Annotated in this window: 21 protein-coding genes; 15 read left to right on the top strand and 6 right to left on the bottom strand. The window is 70.0% G+C overall.

Features of this window, described 5'->3' with window-relative positions; translation table 11 throughout:
* The 6 genes from zwf to VF647_07725 all read left to right on the top strand — a co-directional run.
* Positions 1-1,475: glucose-6-phosphate dehydrogenase (zwf, locus tag VF647_07700; GenBank protein ID HEX8451963.1), on the top strand; the 1,475-nt coding region annotated here is incomplete at its 5' end.
* A gap of 283 nt (positions 1,476-1,758) precedes the next feature.
* Complete coding sequence (pgl, locus tag VF647_07705; protein HEX8451964.1) at positions 1,759-2,508, top strand: 6-phosphogluconolactonase; 750 nt, start codon at positions 1,759-1,761, stop codon at positions 2,506-2,508.
* A gap of 102 nt (positions 2,509-2,610) precedes the next feature.
* On the top strand, positions 2,611-4,863 hold the full coding sequence (glgB, locus tag VF647_07710) for a 1,4-alpha-glucan branching protein GlgB (GenBank protein HEX8451965.1): 2,253 nt from the start codon (positions 2,611-2,613) through the stop codon (positions 4,861-4,863).
* An 11-nt stretch (positions 4,864-4,874) separates the two neighbouring features.
* A complete protein-coding gene (locus VF647_07715) occupies positions 4,875-5,510 on the top strand; it encodes a helix-hairpin-helix domain-containing protein (protein ID HEX8451966.1) in 636 nt (211 codons plus the stop codon).
* Between the two features lie 186 nt (positions 5,511-5,696).
* Complete coding sequence (locus VF647_07720; protein ID HEX8451967.1) at positions 5,697-6,311, top strand: sigma-70 family RNA polymerase sigma factor; 615 nt, start codon at positions 5,697-5,699, stop codon at positions 6,309-6,311.
* Positions 6,308-7,159, top strand: a complete 852-nt coding sequence (locus tag VF647_07725) for an anti-sigma factor (protein HEX8451968.1) — start codon at positions 6,308-6,310, stop codon at positions 7,157-7,159. Before VF647_07720 ends, VF647_07725 begins: the two co-directional genes overlap by 4 nt.
* 464 nt (positions 7,160-7,623) lie before the next feature.
* On the opposite strand, the gene VF647_07730 is transcribed toward VF647_07725, so the two are convergent.
* On the bottom strand, positions 7,624-9,294 hold the full coding sequence (locus VF647_07730) for an electron-transfer flavoprotein:ubiquinone oxidoreductase (protein ID HEX8451969.1): 1,671 nt from the start codon (positions 9,292-9,294) through the stop codon (positions 7,624-7,626).
* A 169-nt stretch (positions 9,295-9,463) separates the two neighbouring features.
* On the opposite strand from VF647_07730, the gene VF647_07735 reads away from it, so the two are divergent.
* The gene (locus VF647_07735; GenBank protein HEX8451970.1) at positions 9,464-9,826 is read left to right on the top strand and encodes a hypothetical protein; all 363 of its coding nucleotides are present in this window, start codon (positions 9,464-9,466) and stop codon (positions 9,824-9,826) included.
* 108 nt (positions 9,827-9,934) lie between these two features.
* Entirely contained in the window at positions 9,935-10,330 is a 396-nt protein-coding gene (locus tag VF647_07740; GenBank protein ID HEX8451971.1) for a hypothetical protein, read from the top strand.
* Positions 10,331-10,396: 66 nt separating this feature from the next.
* On the opposite strand, the gene VF647_07745 is transcribed toward VF647_07740, so the two are convergent.
* Positions 10,397-12,475 (bottom strand): alpha-1,4-glucan--maltose-1-phosphate maltosyltransferase, encoded by a 2,079-nt coding sequence (locus VF647_07745; GenBank protein HEX8451972.1) that lies wholly within the window; start codon positions 12,473-12,475, stop codon positions 10,397-10,399.
* 180 nt (positions 12,476-12,655) lie between these two features.
* Here VF647_07745 and VF647_07750 point away from each other — a divergent pair, with 180 nt between their 5' ends.
* Positions 12,656-13,018 (top strand): four helix bundle protein, encoded by a 363-nt coding sequence (locus VF647_07750; protein ID HEX8451973.1) that lies wholly within the window; start codon positions 12,656-12,658, stop codon positions 13,016-13,018.
* Between the two features lie 178 nt (positions 13,019-13,196).
* Positions 13,197-14,204 carry a recombinase RecA gene (gene recA / locus VF647_07755; protein HEX8451974.1) on the top strand — a complete coding sequence of 336 codons (1,008 nt, stop codon included), beginning with the start codon at positions 13,197-13,199 and terminating at the stop codon, positions 14,202-14,204.
* Between the two features lie 764 nt (positions 14,205-14,968).
* Here recA and VF647_07760 read toward each other — a convergent pair.
* Both VF647_07760 and VF647_07765 read right to left on the bottom strand, forming a co-directional pair.
* Positions 14,969-15,355: a response regulator gene (locus tag VF647_07760; GenBank protein HEX8451975.1), complete on the bottom strand. Its 387-nt coding sequence runs from the start codon at positions 15,353-15,355 to the stop codon at positions 14,969-14,971.
* A 78-nt stretch (positions 15,356-15,433) separates the two neighbouring features.
* Positions 15,434-16,498 (bottom strand): beta-N-acetylglucosaminidase domain-containing protein, encoded by a 1,065-nt coding sequence (locus VF647_07765; protein HEX8451976.1) that lies wholly within the window; start codon positions 16,496-16,498, stop codon positions 15,434-15,436.
* Positions 16,499-16,875: 377 nt separating this feature from the next.
* Here VF647_07765 and VF647_07770 point away from each other — a divergent pair, with 377 nt between their 5' ends.
* Positions 16,876-17,130 (top strand): hypothetical protein, encoded by a 255-nt coding sequence (locus VF647_07770; GenBank protein ID HEX8451977.1) that lies wholly within the window; start codon positions 16,876-16,878, stop codon positions 17,128-17,130.
* Here VF647_07770 and VF647_07775 read toward each other — a convergent pair.
* Together VF647_07775 and VF647_07780 are read right to left on the bottom strand one after the other, a co-directional pair.
* Positions 17,127-18,428: a hypothetical protein gene (locus VF647_07775; GenBank protein HEX8451978.1), complete on the bottom strand. Its 1,302-nt coding sequence runs from the start codon at positions 18,426-18,428 to the stop codon at positions 17,127-17,129. The genes VF647_07770 and VF647_07775 overlap by 4 nt on opposite strands.
* Positions 18,429-18,992: 564 nt before the next feature.
* Positions 18,993-20,087 (bottom strand): chemotaxis protein CheB, encoded by a 1,095-nt coding sequence (locus tag VF647_07780; protein HEX8451979.1) that lies wholly within the window; start codon positions 20,085-20,087, stop codon positions 18,993-18,995.
* Between the two features lie 124 nt (positions 20,088-20,211).
* Here VF647_07780 and VF647_07785 point away from each other — a divergent pair, with 124 nt between their 5' ends.
* The 4 genes from VF647_07785 to VF647_07800 all read left to right on the top strand — a co-directional run bounded on the left by VF647_07785 (position 20,212) and on the right by VF647_07800 (position 26,873).
* Positions 20,212-20,796: a chemotaxis protein CheB gene (locus VF647_07785; GenBank protein HEX8451980.1), complete on the top strand. Its 585-nt coding sequence runs from the start codon at positions 20,212-20,214 to the stop codon at positions 20,794-20,796.
* Complete coding sequence (locus VF647_07790; protein HEX8451981.1) at positions 20,793-22,658, top strand: CheR family methyltransferase; 1,866 nt, start codon at positions 20,793-20,795, stop codon at positions 22,656-22,658. The genes VF647_07785 and VF647_07790 overlap by 4 nt, the downstream gene beginning before the upstream one ends.
* A gap of 90 nt (positions 22,659-22,748) precedes the next feature.
* Positions 22,749-24,941, top strand: a complete 2,193-nt coding sequence (locus VF647_07795; protein HEX8451982.1) for an ATP-binding protein — start codon at positions 22,749-22,751, stop codon at positions 24,939-24,941.
* 435 nt (positions 24,942-25,376) lie between these two features.
* Entirely contained in the window at positions 25,377-26,873 is a 1,497-nt protein-coding gene (locus tag VF647_07800) for an aldehyde dehydrogenase family protein (GenBank protein ID HEX8451983.1), read from the top strand.
* Positions 26,874-26,963: the final 90 nt, after the last annotated feature.

A 26,963-nucleotide genomic window follows, 5' to 3' on the forward strand; every position in this document is an offset into this window, starting at 1 on the left:
TGCGCGTGCCGCAGCCGCTGGTGCTGGTGATCTTTGGCGGCACCGGCGACCTGGCCCGCCGCAAGCTCATCCCCGCGCTCTTTCGCCTCTGGCAGCAGCAGCTTCTGCCCGAGGCGTTCGCGGTGGTGGGCGTGGCGCGCGAGCACATGGACGACGAGGAGTACCGCCGCCGCGCCCGCGAAGCGCTCGGCGAGTTCGCCACGGCCGCCACCGACGAGGAGTGGGCCGATTTCGGTCGGCGGCTCTTCTTTGGAAGCCACGTCTTCGACGACGAGGAAGGCTTCGAGCGGCTCAAGACGCAGCTCCAGGGGATCGATCAGCAGTTCGGCATCCCGGGCAACCGCCTCTTCTACTACGCCGTGCCGCCGCAGGTGGTCGACGAGATCTCGCGCGACCTGGGGAAGGCGGGGCTCATCTGCCCGCCGAGCTGCCCGTGCTGGACGCGCGCCATCGTGGAGAAGCCCTTCGGCCGCGACCTCGCCTCCGCGCAGGAGCTCAACAAGGCGCTGCTGGAGGTCTACGACGAGCGGCAGATCTTTCGCATCGACCACTATCTGGGGAAGGAGACGCTGCAGAACCTGATGGTCTTCCGCTTCGGCAACTCGGTGTGGGAGCCGCTGTGGACGCGCAGCCACATCGACCACGTGCAGATCACCGTCGCGGAGAAGGTGGGGCTGGAGCAGCGCGCCGACTACTACGAGAAGAGCGGCGCGCTGCGCGACATGGTGCAGAGCCACCTCCTCCAGATCCTGACGCTGGTGGCGATGGAGCCGCCCGCATCGTACGACGCGGACTCGGTGCGCAACGAAAAGGTCAAGGTGCTGCGCTCCATCCGCCCGCTGTTGGGCGAGGACATCGACCGCGAGACCGTCCGCGGCCAGTACACGTCCGGCGAGGCGGGTCGGGGCTACCGCGAGGAGGAGGGCGCCGCCCCCGATTCGCGCACCGAGACCTTCGCGGCCCTGCGGCTTCAGGTGGAGAACTGGCGATGGGCGGGGGTCCCGTTCTACCTGCGCACCGGGAAGCGCCTTCCGGCCAAGGCGACGGAGGTGGTGATCGCCTTCCGCCCGGCGCCGCACCCGGTGATGGACCTGGTGGACGGCGACCTCCCCTCGCCCAACGCGCTGGTCCTGCGCATCCAGCCCAAGGAGGGGATCTCGCTCTTCTTCGAGGCCAAGGTCCCCGGCCTCACCGGCCGGATGCAGCCGGTGAGCATGGACTTCGACTACGCCACCGCCTTCGAGGGCGCCGAGTCGCCCGAGGCCTACCAGCGCCTCCTGCTGGACGCCATGCTCGGCGACGCCACCCTCTTCGCCCGGCGCGACGAGGTGGAGGCCGCATGGACGCTGGTCACTCCGATCCTGGAGCGCTGGGAGGCCGGCGGCGAGCCCGAGGGGTACCCGGCCGGCAGCTGGGGGCCGGACGGTGCGGACCGGCTGATGGGCGAGGACCGGAGGGGGTGGCACCAGCCGTGAGGGGCCCCCACCCCCAGCGTCGCTCCGCGACGCATCCCCCTCCCCCCAAACCGCCTGGGGGAGGGGGAGATGGCGGGCATCCGCGCAGTAGGCGGGGCGCGGAGCGGCGGAGGGCACGGGCGCGATGAATCGCGCCCCTACGAGGCATCGGCGTAGCCCGCGGAGTTCCAGCCCCCTCTCTCGATAACAGAGGGCACAGCCCTCTCCTGTTATCGGGAGAGGGGGCAGTCGAGTGTAACGAGACGGGGGTGAGGGCCCCCGCAACCACCCAAACCCAACCACCATGCCCCGCATCCTCACCTTCCCCACCGCCGCCGAGGCGTCCCGCGCGTCCGCGGAGCGATTCGCGGAGCTCGCGCGCGAGGCGGTGGCGGAGCGCGGAAGGTTCACCGTGGCGCTCTCAGGGGGGACGACGCCGAGGGCCGCGTACACCATGCTCGCCGAGGAGCCGCTCCGCTCCAGCATCCCGTGGGAGCAGGTGCACCTGTTCTGGGGGGACGAGCGATGCGTGCCGCCGGGGCACGTGCGCAGCAACTTCAGGATGGCCAACGAGGCGTTCGTATCGCGCGTCCACATTCCGCCCGCCAACGTGCACCGCATGCGCGGCGAGATTGCGCCCGAGCGCGCGGCGGAGGAGTACGCGATGGAGCTGGCGGCGGACTTCGGCGAGGGGATTCCGCGCTTCGACCTCGTGCACCTGGGGCTCGGCGCGGACGGGCACACCTGCTCCCTCTTCCCCTTCGATCCGCTGCTGCTGGAGCGCGGGCGCACCGTCGCGGCGGCGCTGTACCGGCCGCTGGGGGAGCCGCGAATCACCCTCACCTTTGGCGTGATCAACGCGGCGGCGCACGTGGAGATGCTGGCGCCGGGCGGGGACAAGGCGGAAGTCGTGAAGAAGGTGCTGGAGGGGCCGCGCGACCCCCATCGCATCCCCGCGCAGGGGGTGAGGCCGGCGAGCGGCGACATGGTGTGGCTGCTGGACGAGGCGGCGGCGGCACGGCTCGCGTCACACGGAGAGGACGTGCGCGGGTAGACGGCGCGCGGCGGCACGGGCTTCGCAGCACGGCGCGGGCTTCGATCCACAAGGCGGGCACGCTTTTACCCCGCGCCCCCGCAAGCCAGAGACCGGAGCACGATGGCCCAGGCAACACTCCAGCACGACGTACGACTGATCGCCCAGGGCGAGCACACCGACCCGTTTCGGGTGCTCGGCATGCACAGAGTTTCCGTGGGGCGGGAGATCCGCCTCGTGGTGCGCGCCTTCATCCCCGGCGCCGTCGAGGTGGCGATCCTCGGCACCGGGATCGTTTCGCCGCGCACGCTGGACCGTGTGAACGACGAGGGGTTCTTCGAGGCGGTCCTTCCGCGCGGCACCGAGCCCTTCGCCTACCAGCTTCGCGTCACGTGGGCAGACGGGTCGGTGGGCGAGTTCGCCGACGCGTACTCCTTCAAGTCCACCATCGCCGAGTTCGACCTGTACCTGATCGGCGAGGGGACGCACCTGCGCCTGTACGACGTGCTCGGCGCGCACCCGGACGAGATCGACGGCGTCGCGGGCGTGCGCTTCGCCGTGTGGGCGCCGGCCGCGCAGCGCGTGAGCGTGGTGGGCGACTTCAACCTGTGGGACGGCCGCCGCCACACCATGCGCCGCCACCCCGGCGTCGGCGTCTGGGAGATGTTCATCCCGGACGTCCCCACCGGCACGCCGTACAAGTACGAAATCCGCGGTCCGAGCGGCGAGATCTTTTTGAAAGCCGACCCGGTCGCCTTCGCGGCGCAGCACAACCCGCTCACCGCCTCCGTCGTCGCCGACCTGCGCGGCTACGAGTGGACGGACGCAGAGTGGATGGAAAAGCGCCGCGAGGACCCGGGCAAGGACCGCCCGATGGCCGTCTACGAGGTGCACCTGGGGAGCTGGAAGCGCGTTCCCGAGGAGGAGAACCGGCCGCTCACCTACCGCGAGATGGCGCACCAGCTGGCGGACTACGTGTGCGACATGGGCTTCACGCACGTGGAGCTCATGCCGGTGATGGAGCACCCGTACGACCCGTCGTGGGGCTACCAAGTGACCGGGTACTTCGCGCCCACCTCGCGCTTCGGGCCGCCGCAAGACTTCAAGTACCTGGTGGACCACCTGCACAGCCGCGGGATCGGGGTGATCCTGGACTGGGTGCCGGCGCACTTCCCCAAGGACGCCTTCGCGCTGCGCCGCTTCGACGGCACGGCGCTGTACGAGCACGCAGACCCCCGCCAGGGCGAGCACCCGGACTGGGGGACGATGGTCTTCAACTTCGGGCGCAACGAGGTCCGCAACTTCCTGCTCTCCAACGCGCTCTTCTGGATGGAGGAGTACCACGCGGACGGGCTGCGGGTGGACGCGGTGGCCTCCATGCTCTACCTGGACTACAGCCGCCAGCCCGGGCAGTGGGTCCCCAACCGCTACGGCGGGCGCGAGAACCTTGAGGCGATCGACTTCCTGCAGCAGCTCAACGCCACCGTGCGCGACCGCTTTCCCGGCGTGCTGATGATCGCCGAGGAGTCGACGGCGTGGCCGGGGGTGACGCAGGCGCCGCACCTGGGCGGGCTGGGCTTCCACATGAAGTGGAACATGGGGTGGATGAACGACTTCCTCCGCTTCGTCGAGGAGGACCCCGTCTACCGGAAGTACCACTTCAACCTGATCACCTTCTCGCTGATGTACGCCTTCAGCGAGCGCTTCGTGCTCCCCTTCTCGCACGACGAGGTGGTGCACCTCAAGGGGTCGCTGATCGGCAAGATGCCGGGCGACGCCTGGCGCAAGGCCGCCAACCTGCGCATGGCGCTCGGCTTCATGTGGGCGCACCCGGGCAAGAAGCTCCTCTTCATGGGTGGCGAGTTCGGGCAGTGGGGCGAGTGGAGCGAGGGGAGGTCGCTGGACTGGCACCTTCTGGACGAACCGCTCAACGCCGGCATCCAGCGCTTCATGCGCGACCTGAACGCGCTGTACGCACGCGAGAGCGCCTTCTGGGACTCGGACTGCACGCACGAGGGCTTCCAGTGGATCGACTTCCACGACGTGGAGCAGACGGTGCTCTCCTTCCTGCGGCGCAGCACCGCCACTGGCGAAGAGCTGGTGTTCGCGTGCAACTTCACCCCCATCCCGCGGCCGGATTACCGGATCGGCATACCGCGCCCCGGGAAGTACCGCGAGCTGCTGAACAGCGACGCCGCGGCGTACGGCGGCAGCAACCTGGGGAACTCGGGCGCCGTGTACTCCGAGCCGGTGCCCGAGCACGGGCGGCCGGACTCGCTGCGGCTGATGCTTCCGCCGCTTTCCATCCTGGTCCTCAAGCGGGACGAGGAGCAGCAGCCCACGGCCGGCGAGCCGGCCATCACAGACAACGACTGAGCCGAACGTCAATGGCGAAGACAGACAAGACCCGGGCGAAGGGCGCCAAAGCCGACGCCACCGCGGACGCGAAGCCGTCCAAGCGCACCGGCCGCTCCACCACCACCGCCAGGGGCGACACGAGCACCGCGGCGCGCAAAGGTGCCACCCGCACCCCGCGCACGGCCAAGGAAGAGGGCGGCGCCGTCCCCGGCGGCACTGAGGGGGGCACCACCTCCACCCGCACCGTGCGCGCGGCCGGCCCGCGCGCCGGCGTGAGCGCCAAAAAGGCGGCGGCGAGCTCGCCGCGCGCCGGCAACCGGCAGGACGCGGTGCGCCGCGACGCCAACCTGCGCGCCGACCTCCGCGAGTTCGTCAGCGCCCGCCCCAAGGGGTGGAATCACGCCGAATGGCTCCGCCTGCTGGACGACCTGAGCGGCCGCGGCCACGATGTCTCCGACGCGTCCGCCATCGGGATGTCGCTGGAGCGCGAGCGCCTGGCCGTGCACCTCGAGGCGATCCCCGGCATGGGTCCGCGCCGCGTGGAGGCACTGGTCGGCCGCTACCACACCCTCTACTCCCTGCGCCAGGCCGATGCCTCCGACCTGGCCGAGCTGCCGGGGATGAACCGGGCCCTCGCCGAGCGGGTGCATCAGCAGTTCGCCTGAGTCCACCTGTCGTACAATCGCCCCCTTCCCGGCGCGCCGGGGAGGGGGCGTTTTCATGCACCGGACCAGGCGTACAAGCTTTGCATCAGGATGGCGCGGGTTATGCGGGGGGCCTCCCGGGCTCCACCCTGTACCCGCTCCATCTTTTACCTTGCGAGGCCCTTCGTGTCGCAGCAACTTCTCTCCATGCATCCGACACATCGCTCGGTCTCGTACCTCCCTGCAGACAACACGGGTCCCGACGACGGTGCGCTGGTGCGGCGCATGGCGGCGGGAGACGAGAAGGCCCTCGGGCTCCTGTACGACCGCTGGGCCCCCCTCCTGCACTCGGTCGCGCGCCGCATCGTGGCCGATCCAAACGACGCCGAAGAGGTGCTGGAGGAGGCGTTCTGGCAGGCGTGGCGGCAGGCGGGGCGCTACGAAGAAGGGCGTGGCGGCGTCTCCACCTGGCTCACCATGATCGTGCGCAGCCGTGCGCTGGACCGGGTGCGCGCCCGCGGCCGGCTCCGCGAGGAGTCGTGGGAGAACATCCCCGAGCCCGGCTCGGGCGAGGGCGAGGGACCCGCATCGCCCGACGCCGCGGCGGAGCAGGACGAGCGCAGCCGGCTGATCGCGGCGGCGGTGGCGCAGCTTCCGCCCGAGCAGCGGGAGACGGTGGAGCTGGCCTACTTCCGCGGGCTGAGCCAGTCCGAGATCGCCGCGAAGCTGGGCCAGCCGCTGGGAACGGTGAAGACGCGCGCACGCCTGGCGCTGCAGAAGCTGAGGGAATCGCTCGTGGTTTTCCGGGAGGAGGGTGGATGAGTCTCGACACAGAGCACGAAAACGTGCAGGCGGCGCTCGCCGCGGAGGCTCTCGACGCCCTCGACGGTGAGGAGCGGCAGGCCCTGCACGCCCACCTCGCCGGGTGCGCCGAGTGCCGCGCCGAACTGGAGTCGCTGCGCGAGGCCGCGTCGCTCCTGGCGCACACGGCCCCGCACGTCCCGCTGGACCCCGCCCGCTCGGACCGCATCCGCGCCCGCCTCCTCGCCCGCGCCGCCGCAGACGTGCGGGGCGGGGAAGCGGCCGCGCCCGTCGTGGTGCCCGCGCCGCCGGAGACGCGCGTGATCCCGATAGCGTCGCGCCGGCGCTCGGCGCTGCCTGCGTGGCTCGCCGCCGCGGCCTCGGTGCTCATCGCCATCGGCCTGGGCGCGTACGCCCTGTCGCTGCGCGGCCGGGTCGCCTCTCTCGAGCAGCGGACCGCCTCCCTCTCCCGCGACCGGGGCCGTCTGGAGTCCACGCTGGCCGAGCGCGAGGCCTCTCTGGCGGCGCTGGCCGGGCCGGAGGTGCGCGTGATCACCCTGGCCTCGACGCAGCAGCGGACGCCCTCGGGCCGGATGTTCTGGAACCCGGTCCGGCGGCGCTACACCTTTTTCGCGTACAACCTTCCGCAGGTGCGTCCGGGCCGCGAGTACCAGCTCTGGCTGATCACCCCCGCCGGCCCGGTCGCCGCCCCCACCTTCCGCCCCGGCCGCGACGGCGCCGGCAGCGTGGAGGGCGCCTACGACCTCCCCAACGAACAGATCCGCGCCATCGCCGTCACCGAGGAGCCCGCCGGCGGCCTGCCCAAGCCGACCGGCGAGGTGCTGATCGTGGGGAGCGCGGCGGAGTAGGGCGGGGCCCTCACCCCCGTTCGTTCCTCGCTGCCCCCTCTCCCGATAACAGGAGAGGGCTGCGCCCTCGCCGTTATCGAGAGAGGGGGCTGAAAACGAATGGCCCCCTCCCCCCGGCCCCCTCCCCCGCCTGCGGGGGCGCAGGGCGGGTGAGGGGGAGAAACCGCGCGCTTCGCCGATGCCCCGTAGGGGCGCGATTCATCGCGCCCGTGCCCCGCGCTGCCCCGCACCCCGCCGACGCACACCGGTACCGGTAGGGGCAGACCTGCGTGTCTGCCCGCCCTCGCCCCGGCCGTGATTGTCGCCGTTCGGCACCGACACCCGTAGGGGCCGCCCCACGTGGCTGCCCGTGCCCGCCCGCACGACGACCCACGCCCCCGCACACGGATATACGCCACCGCCCCTCCCCCAGGTAGTTTTGGGGGAGGGGCCGCGAGTTCACGAGCGGGGGAGGGGGCCCGCGCTTACATCCGCTTGTACGCCGGCCCGCTCCCACCCTCCCGCGGCGTCCACCGCGGCCCGATGACGTCGGTGGCCTTGCAGTCGATGCAGTTGGGGGCGTTCACCACCAGACGGTCGCCCTGGCGCTCGTAGACGTTGGCCGGGCAGAGGTGCGCGTACATGTCCGCCACCTCGCCCGGGATGTCCTGCCCCACGATCAGGTGCGACGGGATGTCGTCGCGCGTGCCGTTGCCCGACTTGAAGACCGCGTCCACCTTGCTGAACGTCAGGGTGTTGTCCGGCACGAAGGGGGTCTCCGGCGTGACCACCTTCTCGGTCTCCGCGTCCGGCTCCATGGCGATGCGGCCGGCGGGGATGCGGCCGCCCGTGACGGTGGCGAGCCCCGCCTTGATCCCGCCCACGAAGAAGCCGTCCTTGAACCCGAGCCGCATGTTGCGCGTCTTGTGCAGGTCGTCGCGGATGTAGCTGGCGTCCACCAGCTTGTCGTAGGCGCCCAGCGACGCGGCCGAGACGTCGCCCTGCTTCAGCGACTCGAAGATGGTGCGCGCGGCGTAGATCCCCGACTGCATGGCGTAGTGGATCCCCTTGAGCGACGCCACGTCCACGAAGCCCGCCGTGTCGCCCACCATCAGCAGCCCGTCGCCGTAGCGGCGCTGCGGCAGGGCGTAGAGGCCGCCCTCGGGAATCGTCTTGGCGCCCCACTCCACCATCTCGCCCCCCTCCAGGTACTTGCGGAAGAAGGGGTGCAGCTTCATCCGCTGCAGCAGCTGGTGCACGTCCAGCGTGGTCTGGCGGTAGTCGAGGCCCACGACCAGGCCGATCGCCACCACGTTCGGCTCCAGCGGATACATGAAGCTCCCGCCGAACGCGTCGCGCGGCAGGGGCCAACCCAGCGTGTGCACCACCCGGTCGAGCGGCACCTTGGTCTCCCAGATCTCCTTGACGCCCAGTGCGTAGATCTGTGGGTTGTCGGAGGTGATCCCCTGCCACTGGCGGTACGCCTGCCCCAGCGGCCCGCGCGTCCCCTCGGCCAGCACGGTGACGCGGGCGGTGAGGTCGGTGGCGGGCTCGTGCGTGCTCCCCGGCGTGCCGTCGCGCTTGAGGCCGGAGGGCGTCGTGCGCACGCCGATCACCTTCTTGCCATCCACCAGGAGCGAGTCCACCGGGAAGCCAGGAAGGACGTTGACGCCCAGCTCCTCCGCCTTGCCGCCCAGCCACTGCACGATCTCGCAGATGGAGCCCACGTAGTTCCCCCGGTTGTGCATGGGGGGCGGCGTGGGGAGGCGGATCTGCCCCGTCTCCGTGAGGAAGAGCACCGATTCCGAGTCCACGCGGCCGCGGAAGGGGAAGTCCTCGTCCTTGAGGTCGGGGAAGAGCTCGCGAAAGGCGCGCGGGTTGACGACGGCGCCGCTCAGGCAGTGCTCGCCCAGCGCCTGCGCCTTGTCCAGGACGGCGATGTTGACCTCGCCCAGGGTGCCGCCGTTCTCCGCGTCCTTTTGCACGAGGCGCGCGAGCTCGATGGCGGTCGCCAGCCCGCCGGGCCCGGCGCCCACGATCACCACGTCCATCTCCAGCGCCTCGGCGTCGGGCGCCTCGGCCAGGATCATCCGTTCGCGCGGGAGGTCGGGCTGGTGCCGCACCGGGAGCACGGTACGGCGTGCGCTGTCTGCCATGGGTTCTCCGATGATCGTGTGCTGGGTCTTTTCGCGCGCCAAGATACGCGGCCCGCGCACCCAGCGCAAACCGGGCGCGGGCACGCGGTTGCGGCGTGATTCACGGGGCATGTGCCTTGCTCCGGCCCCCGGGTGACAGGGCAGAAAACCGACGGCGGAAGGGGGACGGATGGAGCCGAGGAACGGGGTGGAGAACGTGGTGGGATGGGTCAGCATCGGGGCGGGGATGGGGCTCGTGCTGGCGCCGGAGCGGGTGGGGCGAGCACTGGGGATGGAGGACTGGTCCGAGCTGATCCGCGCGTACGGCTTCCGCCAGGTCGTGGCCGGGATGGGGATACTGGCGCTGCGCCCGGGCCCCTGGGTCTGGTCGCGCCTGACCGGCGACGTGCTCGACCTCCTCACCCTCGCCACCCGCACCGGACCCGACAACCCCAGGCGCCGCCGCGTCACCACCGCAATGGCCGCCGTCTCCGGGATCGCGTTGCTGGACCTCGCCTGCTGCATCGAGCTCGCCCGCCGCCGGCGTGCATGACCGTATACGATGTGCTCCTTGCCAAGCGGAATTGCATGTGGACACAGGTTCGGGTAATCTTCGGCCACGCTGGCCCGAAGACCATCCCATGCAAGGAGCAGAAGCAAGATGAAGATCCGCACGCCGCTGTTCGCCCTGATCACCGCGGTCGCCCTCGCCGGCTGCGAGAGCGCGCCCACCGAGCCGCTCGCCGCGAAGCCCACCGCGGGACGCACGCTGCTCAACTCGGCGCCGGTGGCCAACATCCGCCTGAAGACCAAGAAGCCGTTCGCCTCGTACATGCACTGGGAGTTCGATGCCCAGGGCTCGTACGATCCGGACGGTGACCCGATCACCTACCGCTGGACCAGCAACTGCGTCTACATCGCCAACGGGTACAGCTACTCGTACACCGCCAACGCGGCCTGGGGCGACACCTGCTACATCGACCTGTACGTGAGCGACGGCGTGAACCCCGAGGCCTGGGACCGCGTGACCGTGTACGACACGTCGATCACCTACTGATCGCCGGCGCCGGACAGAAAACGGGGGCACGGAGAACCTTCTCCGTGCCCCCGTTCCCCGTTCCCCTTACACCAGCGTCGGCTCCATGAAGTAGTCGAACCCATGCTCCGAGCTCCGCCACGCCCGCACCCTGAAGATCCTCGCGGGCGCGCCGGGATCGAGCCGGATCCAGTGCGAGCCGCCGTGCCAGAAGTGGCGCTCGCCGGTCAGCAGCTCCTCCACCTCCCACGGGTCGTGCCAGCCGATCCCCATGTCCGGCAGGGGGAAGTGCAGCATCCCCTCGTGGGCCGAAAACGGGTCCAGGTTCACGGCCACGAAGATGAGGCTCGCCCGGTCCGGCGTCATCTTGCCGTAGAAGAGGATGTTCTCGTTCTCCGCCGGGTAGAAGCGCAGGTTGTCGTACTCCTGCAGCGCGCGGTTCTGCTTGCGGATCTCGTTGAGGCGGCGAATGAGGCCGCGGATGTTGCCGGGGCGGTCCCAGTCCCACGCCTTCAGCTCGTACTTCTCGCTGTCCAGGTACTCCTCCTTGCCCGGCGCCAGCGGCGTGCCCTCGCACAGCTCGAAGCCGCTGTAGATGCCGTAGACGGAGGACAGGGTGGTCGCCAGCACCGCGCGGATCATGAACGCGGGGCGGCCGCCGCGCTGCAGGAACTCCGGGTTGATGTCCGGCGTGTTGGGGAACAGGTTGCCGCGGAAGTAGTCCTTCATCGGCCCCTGCGTCAGCTCCTCCAGGTACTCGATGATCTCGCCCTTGAAGTTGCGCCAGGTGAAGTACGTGTAGCTCTGGCTGAAGCCGGCCTTGGCCAGCGCCCGCATCATCTTGGGGCGCGTGAAGGCCTCGGAGAGGAAGAGCACCTCCGGGTGCTGCCGCTGCACCTCGCGGATCATCCACTCCCAGAACTGCACGGGCTTGGTGTGCGGGTTGTCGACGCGGAAGATCTTCACCCCCTGCTCCACCCAGTGCAGGATGACGTCGCGCCACTCCTTCCACTGCGCTTCCCAGTCGTCGCCGTAGAAGTTGAGGGGATAGATGTCCTGGTACTTCTTGGGCGGGTTCTCCGCGTACTTGATGCTGCCGTCCGGCCGCACGAAGAACCAGCTCGGGTGCGCTTTGGCGTACGGGTGATCAGGGGAGACCTGGATGGCGAAGTCGAGCGCGATCTCCAGCCCGTGCTCCGCCGCCGCGGCCACCATGCGGCGGAAGTCCTTGAGCGAGCCCAGCTCGGGATGCACGTCGCGATGCCCGCCGTCCTTGCCGCCGATGGCGTACGGCGACCCCGGCTGGTCCTTGCCGGCGCCCAGCGTGTTGTTCTTCCCCTTTCTGAACGCCAGCCCGATCGGGTGGATCGGCGGAAAGTACAGCACGTCGAACCCCATGTCGCGCACGTACGGCAGCTTGGCGATGACGTCGTCCCAGGTGCCGTGTCGGGTGGGATCGTCGGCCATGGAGCGCGGGAAGAGCTCGTACCACGCCGCGAAGCGCGCCGCCACCCGGTCCACCTGCACAGGGAGGACGGGCTCGAACTGCGTCAGGTCCTCGCGCAGGGGAACGCGCTCCATCACCTCGAGGAGCCCCGTGTCCAGCGCGGCGGCCACGCGCTCGGCGATGGTGCGGTCCTCGGCGGCGGCGGCGCCCTTTTCGAAGGCGGCCCACTTCCACGTCCCGGGCGCGGCCTCGTGGTCCAGCACGTCGCCGATCATCTCCGCGAGGTGCTCCAGGATCGTCTCTCGCTCGGTGTCTGGAGCGGCCGCAGCGGTGCGCGCGACGATCTCGGCGCCCTCGAACAGCTCCAGCACCACCTCCTGGCCGGCATCGTACTTCTTGCGCAGATCGCTCTGCCAGGTGCCAAAGAAGTCGGTCCAGGCGACGACGGTGTAGTACCAGCGGCAGTTGCGGTCGGGGGTGAACGAGCCGGTCCAGCGGTCGTTGTCCCAGAACTTCATGGGCGTCTCGCGCCACTCCTCCTCGTCCTCCGGCCGGTACCAGATGGCCGCCGAGATGGCGTCGTGCCCTTCCTTGAAGATGTCCGCGCGCACCTCGATCGTATCCCCCACCTCGCGCTTGATGGCATACCGCCCGCAATCGAGCTGCGGCGTCACCTCTTCGATGACCACCTTCCGGCTCGCCTCGATCTGTCCCTTCATCGGCTCTGGAGTTCGCTTGGATTTAGTAGCTCGGTTGGCGCGGCGGGCCGCAAGCGTCGGGCCAGGGGAAGTGCGTTAGTGCGTCAGTGCGTTAGTGCGTTGGATCCGTCGCGTGGCGCAGGCGAGAGTGTGGATGCGGGGTATCTAGTGAGACATCCACTCACCAAGGGTATCGGCGCGATGAAGGTGCAGCAGTTCGAGGACCTCGTAGTCTGGCAGAGGGCGAAGGAGCTCTCGGTTCTGATCTATCAATCGAGCGCCGGAGGGCGGTTCTCGCGGGATTATGCGCTGCGCGATCAGATTCGCAGAGCCGCCGTCTCCGTGATGTCGAACGTGGCGGAAGGCTTCGAGCGGTACAGCCGCCCCGAGTTCCGCCACTTCCTCTCGATCGCGCGGGGCTCCGCCTCCGAGGTGCGCAGCCAGCTTCACCTCGCGCGCGAGCTCGGCTACCTCACCGGAGAGGAACACCGACAGCTACACGACCACTGCGTCGAGCTCAGCCGCCTCCTCGCCGCCCTCCGTGCATCCACCATCCCAACCTGACCGAACACGTAACTCGAAGCCTTCAAACGCACTCACGCACTAACGCACTCACGCACTTCTTTTATTCGGTTTTTATTCGCACAAAGTTCACACTGTGGTGTATATTGGTTGCGGCTCACGGGGGGTGGGCGTGCGGAGGCTTTTACCTGGGGCGGAGAGCTGAGAAATGGAGCTCGTGATGAACGCTGACAAGACCAAGGCGCTGAACGTCGCGATCGGGCAGATCGAGAAGGCGTACGGCAAGGGCGCGATCATGCGCATGGGCGTGGACGGCCCCATGGTGAAGGTGCGCGCCATCTCCACCAGCGCCATCCACCTGGACGCCGCAATCGGCGTGGGCGGGGTGCCGCGCGGCCGCATCACGGAGATCTTTGGGCCGGAGTCGTCCGGCAAGACCACGCTCTGCCTCCACCTGATCGCCAACGTCCAGGCCGAGGGCGGCATCGCGGCTTTCGTGGACGCGGAGCACGCGCTCGACATCGAGTACGCCCGCAAGCTCGGCGTGGACGTCGACAACCTCCTCGTCTCTCAGCCCGACAACGGCGAGCAGGCGCTGGAGATCACCGAGACGCTCATCCGAAGCGGCGCGGTGGACATCGTGGTGGTGGACTCGGTGGCCGCCCTCGTGCCGCGCGCCGAGATCGAGGGGGAGATGGGCGACAGCCACATGGGGCTGCATGCGCGCCTCATGAGCCAGGCACTGCGCAAGATCACCGGCGCCATCAACCGCAGCCAGACCACGCTCGTCTTCACCAACCAGATCCGCGAGAAGATCGGCGTCATGTTCGGCTCGCCGGAGACGACCACGGGCGGGCGCGCGCTGAAGTTCTACGCTTCGCTGCGGCTGGACGTGCGACGCATCGGCACCATCAAGGACCGCGACGTCGCCGTCGGCAACAAGACGCAGGTCAAGGTGGTGAAGAACAAGGTGGCGCCGCCCTTCAAGCAGGTCGTGTTCGACATCATGTGGGGCACCGGCATCGACCGCTTCGGCACCATCGTGGACCTCGGCGTGGAGCACGACGTGATCTCCAAGAGCGGCTCCTGGTTCAACTACGGCGACCTGCGCCTGGGCCAGGGCCGCGAGAACGTCAAGGCGTTCCTCCAGGAAAACGTCCCCCTTGCCACCGAGATCGAGGACAAGGTAAAGGTGAAGGCGGGGTTCGGGGTGGTGGAGGTGGCGTGAGGGGCCCTCACCCCCGGCTCGTTACACTCGCCTGCCCCCTCTCCCGATAACAGGAGAGGGCTCCGCCCTCTGTTATCGAGAGAGGGGGCTGGGTGCCGTTCCACCGTGGTTTGCGCCGCGCGGAGGGCCCCCTCCCCCGCCTGCGGGGGCGCAGGGCGGGTGAGGGGGAGAACTCCGCTTTCGGCTGCACAGATCCCGTAGGGGCGCGATTCATCGCGCCCGTGCCTTGTGCTGCTCCGCGACCCGTCGGCGCGCACCGATACCGGTAGGGGCAGACCTGCGTGTCTGCCCACCCTTGCCGGGTTTCGATCTGTCCGGCATGAAATAGGCTCACCGCTGCACATGCCCAGATTGGCCGATCGGACGAACGCTCCGCGTCGCGCTGTGGAGGATTTCAGTGACACCAAACGCCTCTAGTGAAGACCCAGTTGCGGACCGAGCCTCCCACAAGGACGGACAACCGGCGCGCTCGGACGACCCGCGCGAGCGAGCAGCGTTCGACGAAGTGAGCCGACGGTCACGGCGCGCGGTCTCCGAACTCGTCAAACGGCTCGTCCGACGAGCGTAACGGGTTTCACGCAGGTAATTAGATGAGGTCCAAGCGGTGCTTGGACCCCATCAGAGGGCTCTACAGACCGCTTCAGCGGTCTTCGCGTGGTTCCAGCCGGGGGATTTATCCCCCGGTGTTCTCGGCGCCGGCACTCCGCCTCGGGTCGGGACGATACCCCGGCGCTCACCGGCCCCGGCGCTCGCCCCCCCGGCGCTCACCCCCCCGCGCTCTCGCCCGCGTCAGGCAACTGCGCCCGGATCGCGGCGATCAGGCGGGGGGCCTGGAACGGCTTGGCGAGGAAGTCGGCGAAGCCGGCGGCGCGGGCACGGTCCGGGTCCAGGTCGCCGGCGGTGCAGGCGATTACCGGGATGCCGGCGGTCAGCGGGTCGCCGCGGAGGGTGGCGAGGGCTTCCCAGCCATCCATCCGCGGCAGGTGCAGGTCCATCAGCACCAGGTCCGGGTGGTGCTTCTGGGCCATCTCCACCCCCTCCACCCCATCATCCGCCCCAAGCACCCCGAAGCCCACCAGCTTCAGCGACATCAGGACGGCCTGCTGGACGGAGGGGTGGTCCTCCACGTAGAGGATTGTGGGAGAGGCCATGCACCGAGCCCGGAAAGAGGACGCACCACGGAGTGTAACAGTTGCGTCACACGTACCTTCCGCGCAAGGATTGTCCGGCTACTGCGTCTGCACGACCTCGGCCGAAATGCGGTACTCGCCGTCCAGCCAGGCGATGATCTCGCGCGCGCCGGGATGCTCCTCGCTGCCGTAGCGCTCGCGCAGGGCCGCTTCCTTTTCCTCCAGCCGGTCCAGCCCCACGTTCTGCAGCACCAGCACGTCCTCCCACACGCGCGTGCCGAGCGACGCGCCCAGCACGGCCATGGCGGCCGTGCGAAAGGCTTCGCCGTACGCGTAGGCGTCGCCCAGGCGGTAGCACTCCGGAAGGGTCAGCGCGGGGATCAGCGAGAGGGTGGGCTGGAGCGCCGGGTTGATGCCGTGCGCCGCCACGTGGCCTCGCAGGCTCGCCGGGCGCCCGGTGAAGGCGCGCAGGTGCAGGTACTGCGACATGCGGGGGCCGTCGTTGACCGGATAGTTGTCCCACAGGAACGGCTTGCGGCGAAGCTGCCCCGTCACGCGCTCCAGGTGGCCGGGCGTGATCTCGCGCGAGCACACCTCCTCGCCCGTCCAGAACACCTCGATCGATGGGTCGAGCGCAGTGCCGAGATGCTCCAGGTATCCGTCCGGACGGCGGCCGAACGCGCGGTCGAGCACCGGGTCGTCGGAGTAGTAGCTGGGGCACACGAGGAGGCGGTCCGCGCGCGTCCGTTCCGCGGCCCAGTGGACGATCTCCACCTGGCGCGCGGCGAGGTCGGGGGTGTCGCCGCGCATGTCGTCGAAGAGGATCGCCAGGTCCTGCACCCCCAGCTCGTCGAAGAAGGCGAGCTTGCGGGCGAGGGCGTCGTGCGCGGCGGCGTCGAAGCCGTTGAAGATCTCGTACGGGCTCAGCCCCACGCCGAAGCGCACTCCCGCCCGCCGGCAGGCGTCCGCGAGGGTGGCCAGGCCGCGGGCGCTCTCCTCCGGGTACTCCTCCTGCCAGCGGCGGCGCAGAAAGGTGTCCGCCTTGGGCGCGTACATGAAGAAGCGGTAGCCGTGCGGCGCGAGGAATTCCACCGTCGCGGCGCGTTCCTCCCACGTCCAGGGCTTTCCGTAGAAGCCTTCGATGATGCCGAGCTCCGGTTCCATCCGCCGTGTCTCCGTGTTCGGGGGCAGGGTACGCGCTGCTCCTTCAGGCACAGCGAGTGCCGCGGCATCGCGATTGGCTCACGCGGAGACGCGGAGACGCAGAGAGACGCACAGAAAAAGCCTCACACGGAGAGGACACAGAGGGAACCGCAAGCCACAGAAAACCTCTTTTTTGCACTTTTCTCTGTGTCTCTGTGTCTCTGTGTGAGGCCGCTGTTGCTGTTCCCCCACGTCACTGCGCGTGTTCGTCCACTTTGTCCTTTAACGCGGCGGCAACCGAATCTCCGCGGGGCACCCAAAGCGCCAGAATAAAGAGACGGGCACCGGACTGACCCGGTGCCCGCTTCATTCGACCCACGCTTTTCCGGAGATGTCGCATGCGCTTCGCCCGCTCCTTCCTCGCCCTCGCCGCTCTCTGCGCCGCCGCTGCCTGCGCCGATGGAGCGTCCCGCATCACCGCGCCCACCGACCGGTCGCACGACGAGACCGCAGTCGGCGGCGGGTGGGTCGGCTCCGACAACGTGACCGAGGATGGCGGCGGCTGGGGCGGATCCGGGAACAACACCCCGCCGCCGCCGACTGACACCACCAACAACGGCTACGGCGGCGGATGGGGCGGTACCGGTAACTAAGCCACCGCGCAGGAGATACCTACGAGGAGCGAACGCGTCGGACCTTCCGGCGCGTCGTCTCTTCGTGTGCGCATTGCTCCGTAAAGAACGTCGCTCGTTGCGTTGACGTTCGAATCCAGGTCTGCATTGGTCCCGCGAGCACGGTCTCGGAATACCGCGTGAACTTCGGTCAGGTCGTCGGCGCTCACCTTCTGCACCGCCTCGAGAATCAGTTCCGCGTTGATGACCTGCTCCCCTTCCTCGCGCTGACGTGCGATGCGAAGTGCCTCCGCCGCCGCCACACCTGCACGCTCCCAGAGCCCAAGCGTCCCCGCTCCCAAGGCGATTTCGATCAGTGCTCCCGCATGCCCGATCTGCATGGGATTCTGCCGGACCAGCGCCCATGTCTCGGTCCACGCGCTCTCAAACACCGGAAGCCATCCGGCGCCTGCTGCCGCGCGTGCGAGATTTGAAAAGAGGAGCACACGCCGCCAGGGCTCCCAAAGGTAATCGGCAAGCGCGAGGAGCATCTCCGCGGCATCGACGAACCTACCCGACCTATCGATCCAGAAGTACGCAACGTCATGCGCGAGTGTGTAGATGCGTCCGTGCCCGGGCCCGTAGGCGCTGACCGCCTGACCAACGTACTCCATGGCCAGGGTATCGTCGCCGAACTCGAAGCTCATCCCCGCCAGGTCGTACAGCGCGTCGCCCTCCAGCGTGCGGAGTCCGTGAGTGCGGGCGATGCGCAGGCAGAAGCGGTGGAAGCGGCGGGCCAGGGGGAGGTTGCCGCGCTGGCGGTACAGGTTGCCGAGCCCGGACGCGCAGAGCGCCGCCACCTCCCACTGCCCGGCGGCGCGCGACTTTCCGTGCGCCCACTTGAGCCACGGCTCGGCCAGTTCGTACATCGCCAGCTTTCGCGCGAGCCGGCCGATGTGGTAGCCCAGGTGCGGCCGCTCCGGGTCCATCTCCTCCGCGAGGGCGAAGAAGGAGATCGCGGTGCGGCAGGCGCCCATCCCCTCGGCCCAGAGGCCCAGGTGCGCGCACCCCAGCACCAGCCCGTCGCGCGTGTCGTCGTCCGGGCGCGTCTCGCGCAGGAGGCGGGTCATGCCGCGCAGCGTGGTGCGCAGCTCGGGAACGGCGTCGAGGAGTTCGCCGCTTTCGCCCATCAGCAGGATTCCCGGGAGCTCGTCGCCGGCGTCGATGCGGCCGCGCACGTTGCGCAGCATCTGCCAGAGCGCGACCCCGGCATCGCCGTTCCCCGCCGCCTCCAGCTCATCCAGCACGAAGAGGTAGGGGATGCGGGCCGTGCCGTTCATTGCTTCGGGGGATGGGCGGGGAGGGTGTTCCATGAGATCGGCCGCGCGGTGTAAGGGTTGTCCCAGAATGAGTCCACAAACGCGAAAGGTAAAGGGGACGGAGTGGCCGCGCCAGAACCGCGATGTCTCGCGAACCCGGACACTCCGGACAGTCGTGGCTGTGCCATTGCCGTGCCGCGGCGGTTGAAAGCGGTGCGATGAGGCGTGGGAGCACGCGATCGCGGGGGGCGGACGGTGTTGGCGCGGAGCGGCGGGGAGTGTGTGGGCGGGCGTTTGCCGACCGGAACGACGGGTTCGGCGCGGGGCGGGACACGGGCGGCCACGCGGGGCCGCCCCTACGGGTTTGGTGTCCGAACGGCGGGGTTCGTGGCGCGGCGGGGGAGGGCAGACACACAGGTCTTCCCCTATGAGGTCGGTTGGAAAGCGGGGTGCGGTGAGGCGCCGGGATGGTGGCGTGGGCGGAGTGCACCCTTTCCCCCGCTAGCGGGGGAGAGGGCCGGGGAGAGGGGGAGCCCGCGTGCCACGATCCCCGCCGACCGGCGCAGGGGCCCGCCCGCCGGCCCCTCAGTCCCCCGCCTGCTCCAGCAACGGCTGCTCCCGCGCGGCGCGGGCCTCCAGCGAGCGCTCGGCTTCCTGGCCGCTGGCGAGGCCCAGGTTGCGCAGCACCTCCAGGATCACCCCCGCACGCACGTCCGCCTCGTCCGCCTGCTGGGCGAAGCGATCCGCGGAAACGTCGCCGCCGCGGGCGCGCAGGCGGTCGGCCATGCGGCGCGAGAGGACCGCGCGCTCCTTCAGCGCCATCATCGCGGTCCACAGCGCCGACTCCACGGCGTGGCCCTGGTGCGCCAGCAGCGACTCCACCCCGTACGCGTGCCCCACGCGGCAGCGGTAGCGCACCACCTCCCCCTCCTGGATCTCGAAGAGCGAGCCGTGGCACTCCGGACAGCTGTAGCCCGCGGGGGTGCCGGGACGCTCGTCGTCCTGCATCGCGTCGAAGTCCATCACCGCGATGTCGGCCTCTTTGTCGAGTCGGTTGGGCACGGGCGGCTCCGAGTCGGGAGAGGGGCGGGTGGCGAGCTCCACCAGGGTGGCGGAAATCCGGTCGAGGGGCAGCACGTGGTCGGCGCCCACCACCGTCAGCGCCGTGGCCGGCATCCCCGGGTGCAGCGCGTCCGCCGGGTCCTGCACCACGGCGGCGCCGCCGCGCGCGCGCACCGCGCCCAGCCCGGCCGTGCCGTCGTCCAGGTTGCCGGTGATGACCACGGCGGCCACGCGCTGGCCGTACGCGCGCGCGGCGCTGCGGAAGAGGGTGTCCACGGCGGGCCGGTGCCCGTTCTCGCGCGGGCCCCGGGTGAGGCGGATGCGCCCGTCTTCCAGCAGGAGGTGGTGGTCCGGGGGGGCCACGTAGATGGTGCCGTGCTCTATGGGGTCGCCGTCGGAAGGGTGAACGGCGGGGAGCACGCCGGCCCGGCTCAGGATGCGGGGGAGCACGCTGGTGCTGTACGGGGGGAAGTGCACGACCACGAACACCGCGGCTGGAAGGTCGGCGGGGAGCCCCGCCACGATCTGCGCCATCCCCTCCACCGCCCCCGCCGAGCCGCCCATCACGATGATGTCTCTTCCCGTCACTGAGTCGCTCCCGAAAGTGTCGATCTGCACCCGCTCACCCTGCGCGGGCGGCAATTCCCATGCACGGACGTTTACAGTTGCTTGACACGGAGGGGTGCGCGGGCGAGTGTTACTATCTGTCCCGATTCCCACCAATCCCATTCGCCGGACCCATTTGCATTCCACGCCGCCGCCGTGCCTGGTGGTGATCGCGTCCTCGCTCGGGGGGATCCAGGCGCTGCGCCACATCCTCTCCGCGCTCCCGGCGGACCTCCCCGCCTCGGTGGTGGTGGTGCAGCACCTGGAGCCGGGGCGCCGCAGCCGGCTGGCGGAGGTGCTGGGGATGGTCAGCGCGCTCCCCGTGAGCGAGGCGCGGGGCGGCGAGGCGCTGGACGACGCGCGCGTGTTCGTGGCGCCGCCCGGCCGGCACGTGGTGGTGGACGGCGGCGGGCGGCTCCAGCTTTCGGATGCGCCCCCCGTCCGCTTCTCGCGCCCCGCGGCCGATCCGCTCTTCGCGTCGGCCGCGGAACGGTTCGGCGCGGGAGTGGTGGGCGTGGTCCTCACCGGGTGCGACTCCGACGGCAGCCTGGGGGTGCGCGCCATTAAGGAGGCCGGCGGCATCGTGCTGGTGCAGGACCCCGCCACCGCCACCGTCGAGAGCATGCCCCGCAACGCCATCGCCACCGGAACGGCGGACGACGTGCTCCCCCTGGAGCAGATCGCCGGCCGCATCGTACAGGCCGTAACCCAGAGCGCATGAGCCAGCCCGCCGATCCGCACTTCGAACAGCTCCTGGAGTTCCTCCGCGACAACCGCGGCTTCGACTTCACCGGCTACAAGCGAGCCACCCTGGTACGCCGCGTGGAGAAGCGGATGGCCGAGGTGGAGGTGGACAATTTCGCCGCCTACCAAGCCTTCCTCGAAGCGCATCCCGGGGAGTTCACGGCGCTCTTCAACACCATCCTCATCAACGTCACCGGCTTCTGGCGCGACCCCGAAGCGTGGTCCGCGCTCATGGACGAGCACCTGGCACCCATCCTGGGCGACTCGGATGCGGCGGTGCGGGTGTGGAGCGCCGGGTGCGCCTCCGGCGAGGAGACGTACACGCTGGCCATGATGTTCTCCGAAGTGCTGGGGGTGGAGGGCTTTCGCCAGCGGGTGAAGATCTACGCCACCGACGTGGACGAGGAGGCGCTGGCGCACGCCCGCTCCGCCACGTACAACGAGCGGGCGATGGAGTCGCTGCCGCCGGAGCTGCGCGAGAAGTACTTCGAGGCGGCGCCGGGGGGATCGTACGCCTTTCGCCCGGACCTGCGCCGCCAGGTGATCTTTGGGCGCCACGACCTGGTGCGCGACGCGCCCATCAGCCACCTGGACCTGCTGGTCTCGCGCAACGCGCTGATGTACTTCAACGCCGAGACGCAGGGGCGCATCCTCACGCGCTTCCACTTCGGGCTCAGGGACGGCGGCACCCTCTTCCTGGGAAAGGCGGAGATGATGAGGTCGCACGGGGACCTCTTCACGCCCGTGGACCTCAAGGCGCGCATCTTTCGCAAGGCGACGCGCGCCGCCCGGCGCGACCGGCTGCTCACGCTGGGGCAGCCCGCCCGCGCCGAGGGCCACGAGCGGCTGATGCACCAGCTCCGCATCCGCGAAGCCGCGCTGGAAGTGCAGCCAAACGCGCAGCTCGTGGTCGACCGCAAGGGCACGCTCGTCTCGGCCAGCGCGCAGGCCCGCGCCATCTTCGGGCTGGTGCCGGCGGACGTGGGGCGCTCGCTGCACGACCTCACCGTCTCGTACCGCCCGGTGGACCTGCGCACCCGCATCGAGCAGGTGTACGGCGACCCGCGCGTCCTGCACATCCCCCACGTCGAGCACCAGATCCCGGACGGAGCCATCCGCACCTTCGAGGTGATCGTGGCGCCGCTGGTGGACCGCGACGACTCCATCGTGGGGGTGAGCGTCGCCTTCGTGGACGTGTCGCAGGTGCAGCAGGTGCGCGCCCAGCTCATGGAGGCCAACCAGGAGCTGGAGACCGCGTTCGAGGAGCTGCAGAGCACCAACGAGGAGCTGGAGACGACCAACGAGGAGCTGCAGAGCACCATCGAGGAGCTGGAGACGACCAACGAGGAGCTCCAGAGCAGCAACGAGGAGCTGGAGACGATGAACGAGGAGCTCCACTCCACCAACGAGGAGCTGGAGACGATCAACAACGAGATCCAGCGCCGCACGGGGGAGCTGAACGACGTCAACACGTACATGACGGCGATCCTCACCTCGCTACGCTCCGCCGTGGTGGTGCTGGACCGCGACTCGGACATCCGCATCTGGAGCCGCAAGGCCGAGGATCTGTGGGGGCTGCGCGGAGAGGAGGTGGAAGGGGTGGCGTTCCAGAACCTGGACATCGGCTTTCCGGTGGAGCGCCTCAAGGCCCCGGTCCGCGCCTGCATCGAGGGCCGCTCCGAGCACGAGGAGCTCACCCTGGACGCCGTCAACCGCCGCGGACGCACCATCCGCTGCCACGTCACCTGCACCCCCTTTGCCGGCGCCGACCGCCAGATTCGCGGCGCCGTCCTGGTGATGCACGAATTCGAAGAACCCGCGGAGCAAACCGGGGGATGAGGCCCGCTCGCGCACCCGCTGACTGGCGCGTGCTTTGCTCGAAGGTGGACAAACCGTACAGATAGGCGGCTCGCTCCCAGCGGCGCGACAATGAGCTACGATTCCGTCCTCCACGACCAGCTGCACAGCGCGCACGGCCGTATCGAGGCCCTGCGCGCGCGCCTCGTCGCGTCCGCGGGGTCGGCGGACGTGGCCCAGGCCGCCCTGGAAGAGCTGATGACGGTGATGGAGGAGCTGCGCGTGGCGGAAGAGGAGCTTCGCCAGCAGAACGAGAGCCTCACCGCCGCGCAGCTGCTCCTGGAAGAAGAGAACCGGCGCTACGTCGAGCTCTTCGAGTACGCGCCCGTTCCTTACGTGGTGACCGACGAGGCGGGCGTCATCCGCGAAGCCAACCGCGCGGCCTGCGAGCTCCTGCGGGTGGATGGTCGGGCGCTGCGCGGCAAGCCGCTGGTGCTCTTCATAACCCAGGAGGAGGTGCGCGACTTCCGCACGCGGATGGCGCTCGCCGCCTCCATGCGCGCGCGCATCGACGAGTGGGAAGTCACGCTCGTGCCGCGCGACGGCGAGCCGATCCCCGCGGAATGCTCGGTGCAGGGCGTCCCCGCGCGCGCCGGAGAGCCGGCGGGGATGCGCTGGATGATCCGCGACGTCAGCGCACGCCGTGCCGAGGAGGCTCGCGCCGCCCTCCTTGGCGAAACGGAGCGGGGGCGCGCCTTTTTGGAAGCGGTGGTGCGGCAGATGCCCGAGGGGGTGCTGATCGGCGAAGCGCCGGACGGCCGCATCGTCCTGCACAACCCGATGGCGGAGCGCCTCTTCCGCCACCCCATCCTCCCCGAAGGCAGCACCGGCTACGTGCACCCGGACGGCCGCCCCCTCGCCGCCGCCGAGCATCCGCTGGCCCGCGTCGTCCGCCACGGCGAGAGCATCGCCGGCGAGGAGCTGCACTACCGCCGCGGCGACGGCACGCGCGCGGTGCTGCGGGTGAACGGCGCCCCCGTCGCCGACGCGGAGGGGAAGACGGTGGCTGGAGTGGTCACCCTCACCGACGTCACGGAAGACCGCCGCCGCCGTCAGGCCGACCGCCTCCTCGCGCGCACCAGCGAACTCCTCGCCTCGTCGCTGGAGTCCGCCGCTACGCTGCAGCGCATCGCGGACATGGTGGCGGGGAGCGTGGCCGACTACTGCATCGTGCACGTGGAGGAGGGCGGGGAGCTGCGCGCGCCCGGCGTCGCCCACGCGGACCCGCGCCGGCGCGAGATCGTGCGCGGGCTCCTGCGCCGCTTCCCGGTGGACCCCGACGGCACGCACCCCGCGGTCGTCTGCCTGCGCACCGGCGAGCCGCGCCTCATCCCGCTCATCGACGACGGCATGGTCGGCGCCATCTCCAGCGGCCCCGAGCACACGGAGATGCTGCGCGACCTGGGGCTCGCATCGGGGATGGTGGTGCCGATGCAGGCGCGCGGGCGCACGCTGGGCGCAATCTCCTTCGGCCGCACGGCGAGCTCGCCGCCCTACGAGGAGGCGGACCTGGAGGTGGCGCAGGAGCTGGCCCGCCGCGCCGCCCTGGCGGTGGACAACGCGCGGCTCTACGAGGAGGCGCAGCGGGCCTCACGCGCCCGCGAGGAGGTGCTGGCGGTGGTGTCGCACGACCTGCGCAACCCGCTCAACGCCATCGTCCTGGGCGCCGCGCTGCTGGACGACTTCTCGGCCGGCGCCGCCTGGAGCGACCGCGACCGCCAGCAGCTGCGCGCCATCCGCAACGCGTCGCAGCAGATGGCCGGGCTGATCCAGGACCTGGTGGAAGTGGTGGCGCTGGAATCGGGCGGCGCGGCTCTCTGCCCCTCCACCGTCGTCCCCGCCGACCTGGTGGACGGCGCGGTGGAGATGTTCCGCGAGATGGCCGCCCAGCGCGGCCTGACGCTGGGCACCTCCGTGGCCCCCAACCTCCCCACGCTCCAGGCCGACGACTCGCGCATCCTGCGCGTGCTCTCCAACCTGCTGGGGAACGCACTGAAGTTCACCCCCGCGGGCGGCCGCATCACCGTCTCCGCCGCCCCCGCCGAGGGCGCCGTCCGCTTCACGGTAGCCGACACGGGCACCGGCATCGCCCCCGAGCACCTCCCGCGCCTCTTCGACCGCTACTGGCAGGTCCGCCGCGGCGAGAAGGAGGGGCTCGGCCTGGGCCTCGCCATCGCCAAGGGAATCGTCGAAGCCCATGGCGGCCGCATCTGGGCCGAGAGCGCCCCGGGCGAGGGCGCGACGTTCCACTTTACGCTGCCGTAGGGCCCCCTCCCCCGCTCGGTCCTCGCGGCCCCTCCCCCAAACCTGCTGGGGGAGGGGCGTTTGGCGTGGGCTGGTGCCGGGTCCGCGTGGACCGCGCGCGGGCGGGCACGGGCAGCCACGTGGGGCGGCCCCTACGCGGATCGGTGTGCGTGAGCGGGCGTCGTGGCGGGGGCAAGGGTGGGCAGACACGCAGGTCGGCCCTACGGCATCCCTTTCGAACGCGGGCGGCGCGGCACGGGCGGGCACGGGCGCGATGAATCGCGCCCCTACAGGATCTGTGCGGCGCAGAGGGAGTTCTCCCCCTCACCCGCCCTGCGCCCCCGCAGGCGGGGGAGGGGGCCGGGGGGAGGGGGCGGTTGCACCCCTTCCCGCGAAGGTTAGATTCCCGCGCCCGCACCAAAACGCGGTACGGCACACCCCAGAACAGGGCGGATCATGGCGGACAAGTTCAGGAACTTCATCGGCGGCGAGTGGGTGGAGCCGTCTTCGGGCGAATACTTCGAGAACCGCAACCCGGCCCGCTGGTCGGAGGTGATCGGGCTGTGGCCGCGCTCCGGCCAGGAAGACGTGGACCGCGCCGTCGCCGCCGCCAAGGAGGCGTTCCCGGCCTGGGCGCGCACGCCCGCGCCGGACCGCGGCAACATCCTACGCCGCGTGGGGGACCTGCTCAGCGAGCGCAAGGACGAGATCGCCAGGGCCGCCACGCGCGAGATGGGCAAGGTGCTCACCGAGACGCGTGGCGACGTGCAGGAAGGGATCGACACCGCCTACTACGCCGGCGTCGAGGGGCGCCGCCTCTTCGGCAAGACGGTACCGTCGGAGCTTTCCAACAAGTGGGCCATGACGTACCGCCGCCCCATCGGCGTGTGCGGGCTCATCACCCCGTTCAACTTCCCGCTCGCAATCCCCACCTGGAAGATGTTCCCGGCGCTGGTGTGCGGGAACACGGTGGTCATCAAGCCGGGCGAGGACGTACCGCACACGGTCCAGCTCCTGGTGGAGATCCTGGAGGAGGCCGGCATCCCCAGGGGCGTCGTCAACCTGGTCCACGGCGAGGGCGCGACGGGCGCGGCCATCGTCAACCACCCGGACGTCGCGGCGATCTCCTTCACCGGCTCCACGGCGACGGGCAGCATCATCGGGCGCGCGTGCGGCGAGTCGCACAAGCGGCTGTCGCTGGAGATGGGCGGCAAGAACGCGCAGATCGTGATGGCAGACGGCGACCTGGACCTGGCGCTCGAGGGCGTGCTCTGGGGCGCGTTCGGCACCACGGGGCAGCGCTGCACCGCCACCAGCCGACTCCTCCTCCACGACTCCATCCACGACGAGTTCCTGGAGCGCCTGGTGGAGAAGGCGAAGGGGCTGAAGCTCGGCTACGGGCTGGAAGACGGCCCCGAGGTCGGTCCGCTGATCAACGAGCGGGCGCTGGAGAAGGTGAAGAGCTACATCGAGATCGGCCGCTCTGAGGCGCGCCTGGTGATCGGCGGCGAGCGCGCCACGGGCGGGGGTCTGGACGACGGCTGGTTCTTCCAGCCCACCATCTTCGCCGACGTGAAGGCCGGTTCGCGCCTGGCGACGGAGGAAATCTTCGGCCCGGTGCTCTCGGTGATCCGCTTCAGCGACGTGGACGAGGCGTTCCGCATCAACAACGAGGTGAAGTATGGCCTCTCGAGCTCCGTCTACACGCGCGACGTGAACATCTCGTTCCGCGCGCTGCAGTACCTGGACAACGGCATCACCTACGTGAACGCCCCCACCATCGGCGCCGAGGCGCACCTCCCCTTCGGCGGCGTGAAGCAGACGGGCAACGGGCACCGCGAGGGCGGCTGGGAAGTGTACGAGTTCTATTCGGAGACCAAGGTCTGCTACGTGGACTACTCCGGCAAACTCCAGCGCGCCCAGATCGACAACTACGGCGGATCTCCGTACTGAACGGAAGTGCGTGAGTGCGTTAGTGCGTGAGTGCGGGGCGGCGTCGCGAGATGCCGCCCCTGGCTGTATTCGAAAAAACCAACTGCAATC

Source organism: Longimicrobium sp. (assembly GCA_036387335.1).
In the GTDB taxonomy this organism is placed as follows: domain Bacteria; phylum Gemmatimonadota; class Gemmatimonadetes; order Longimicrobiales; family Longimicrobiaceae; genus Longimicrobium.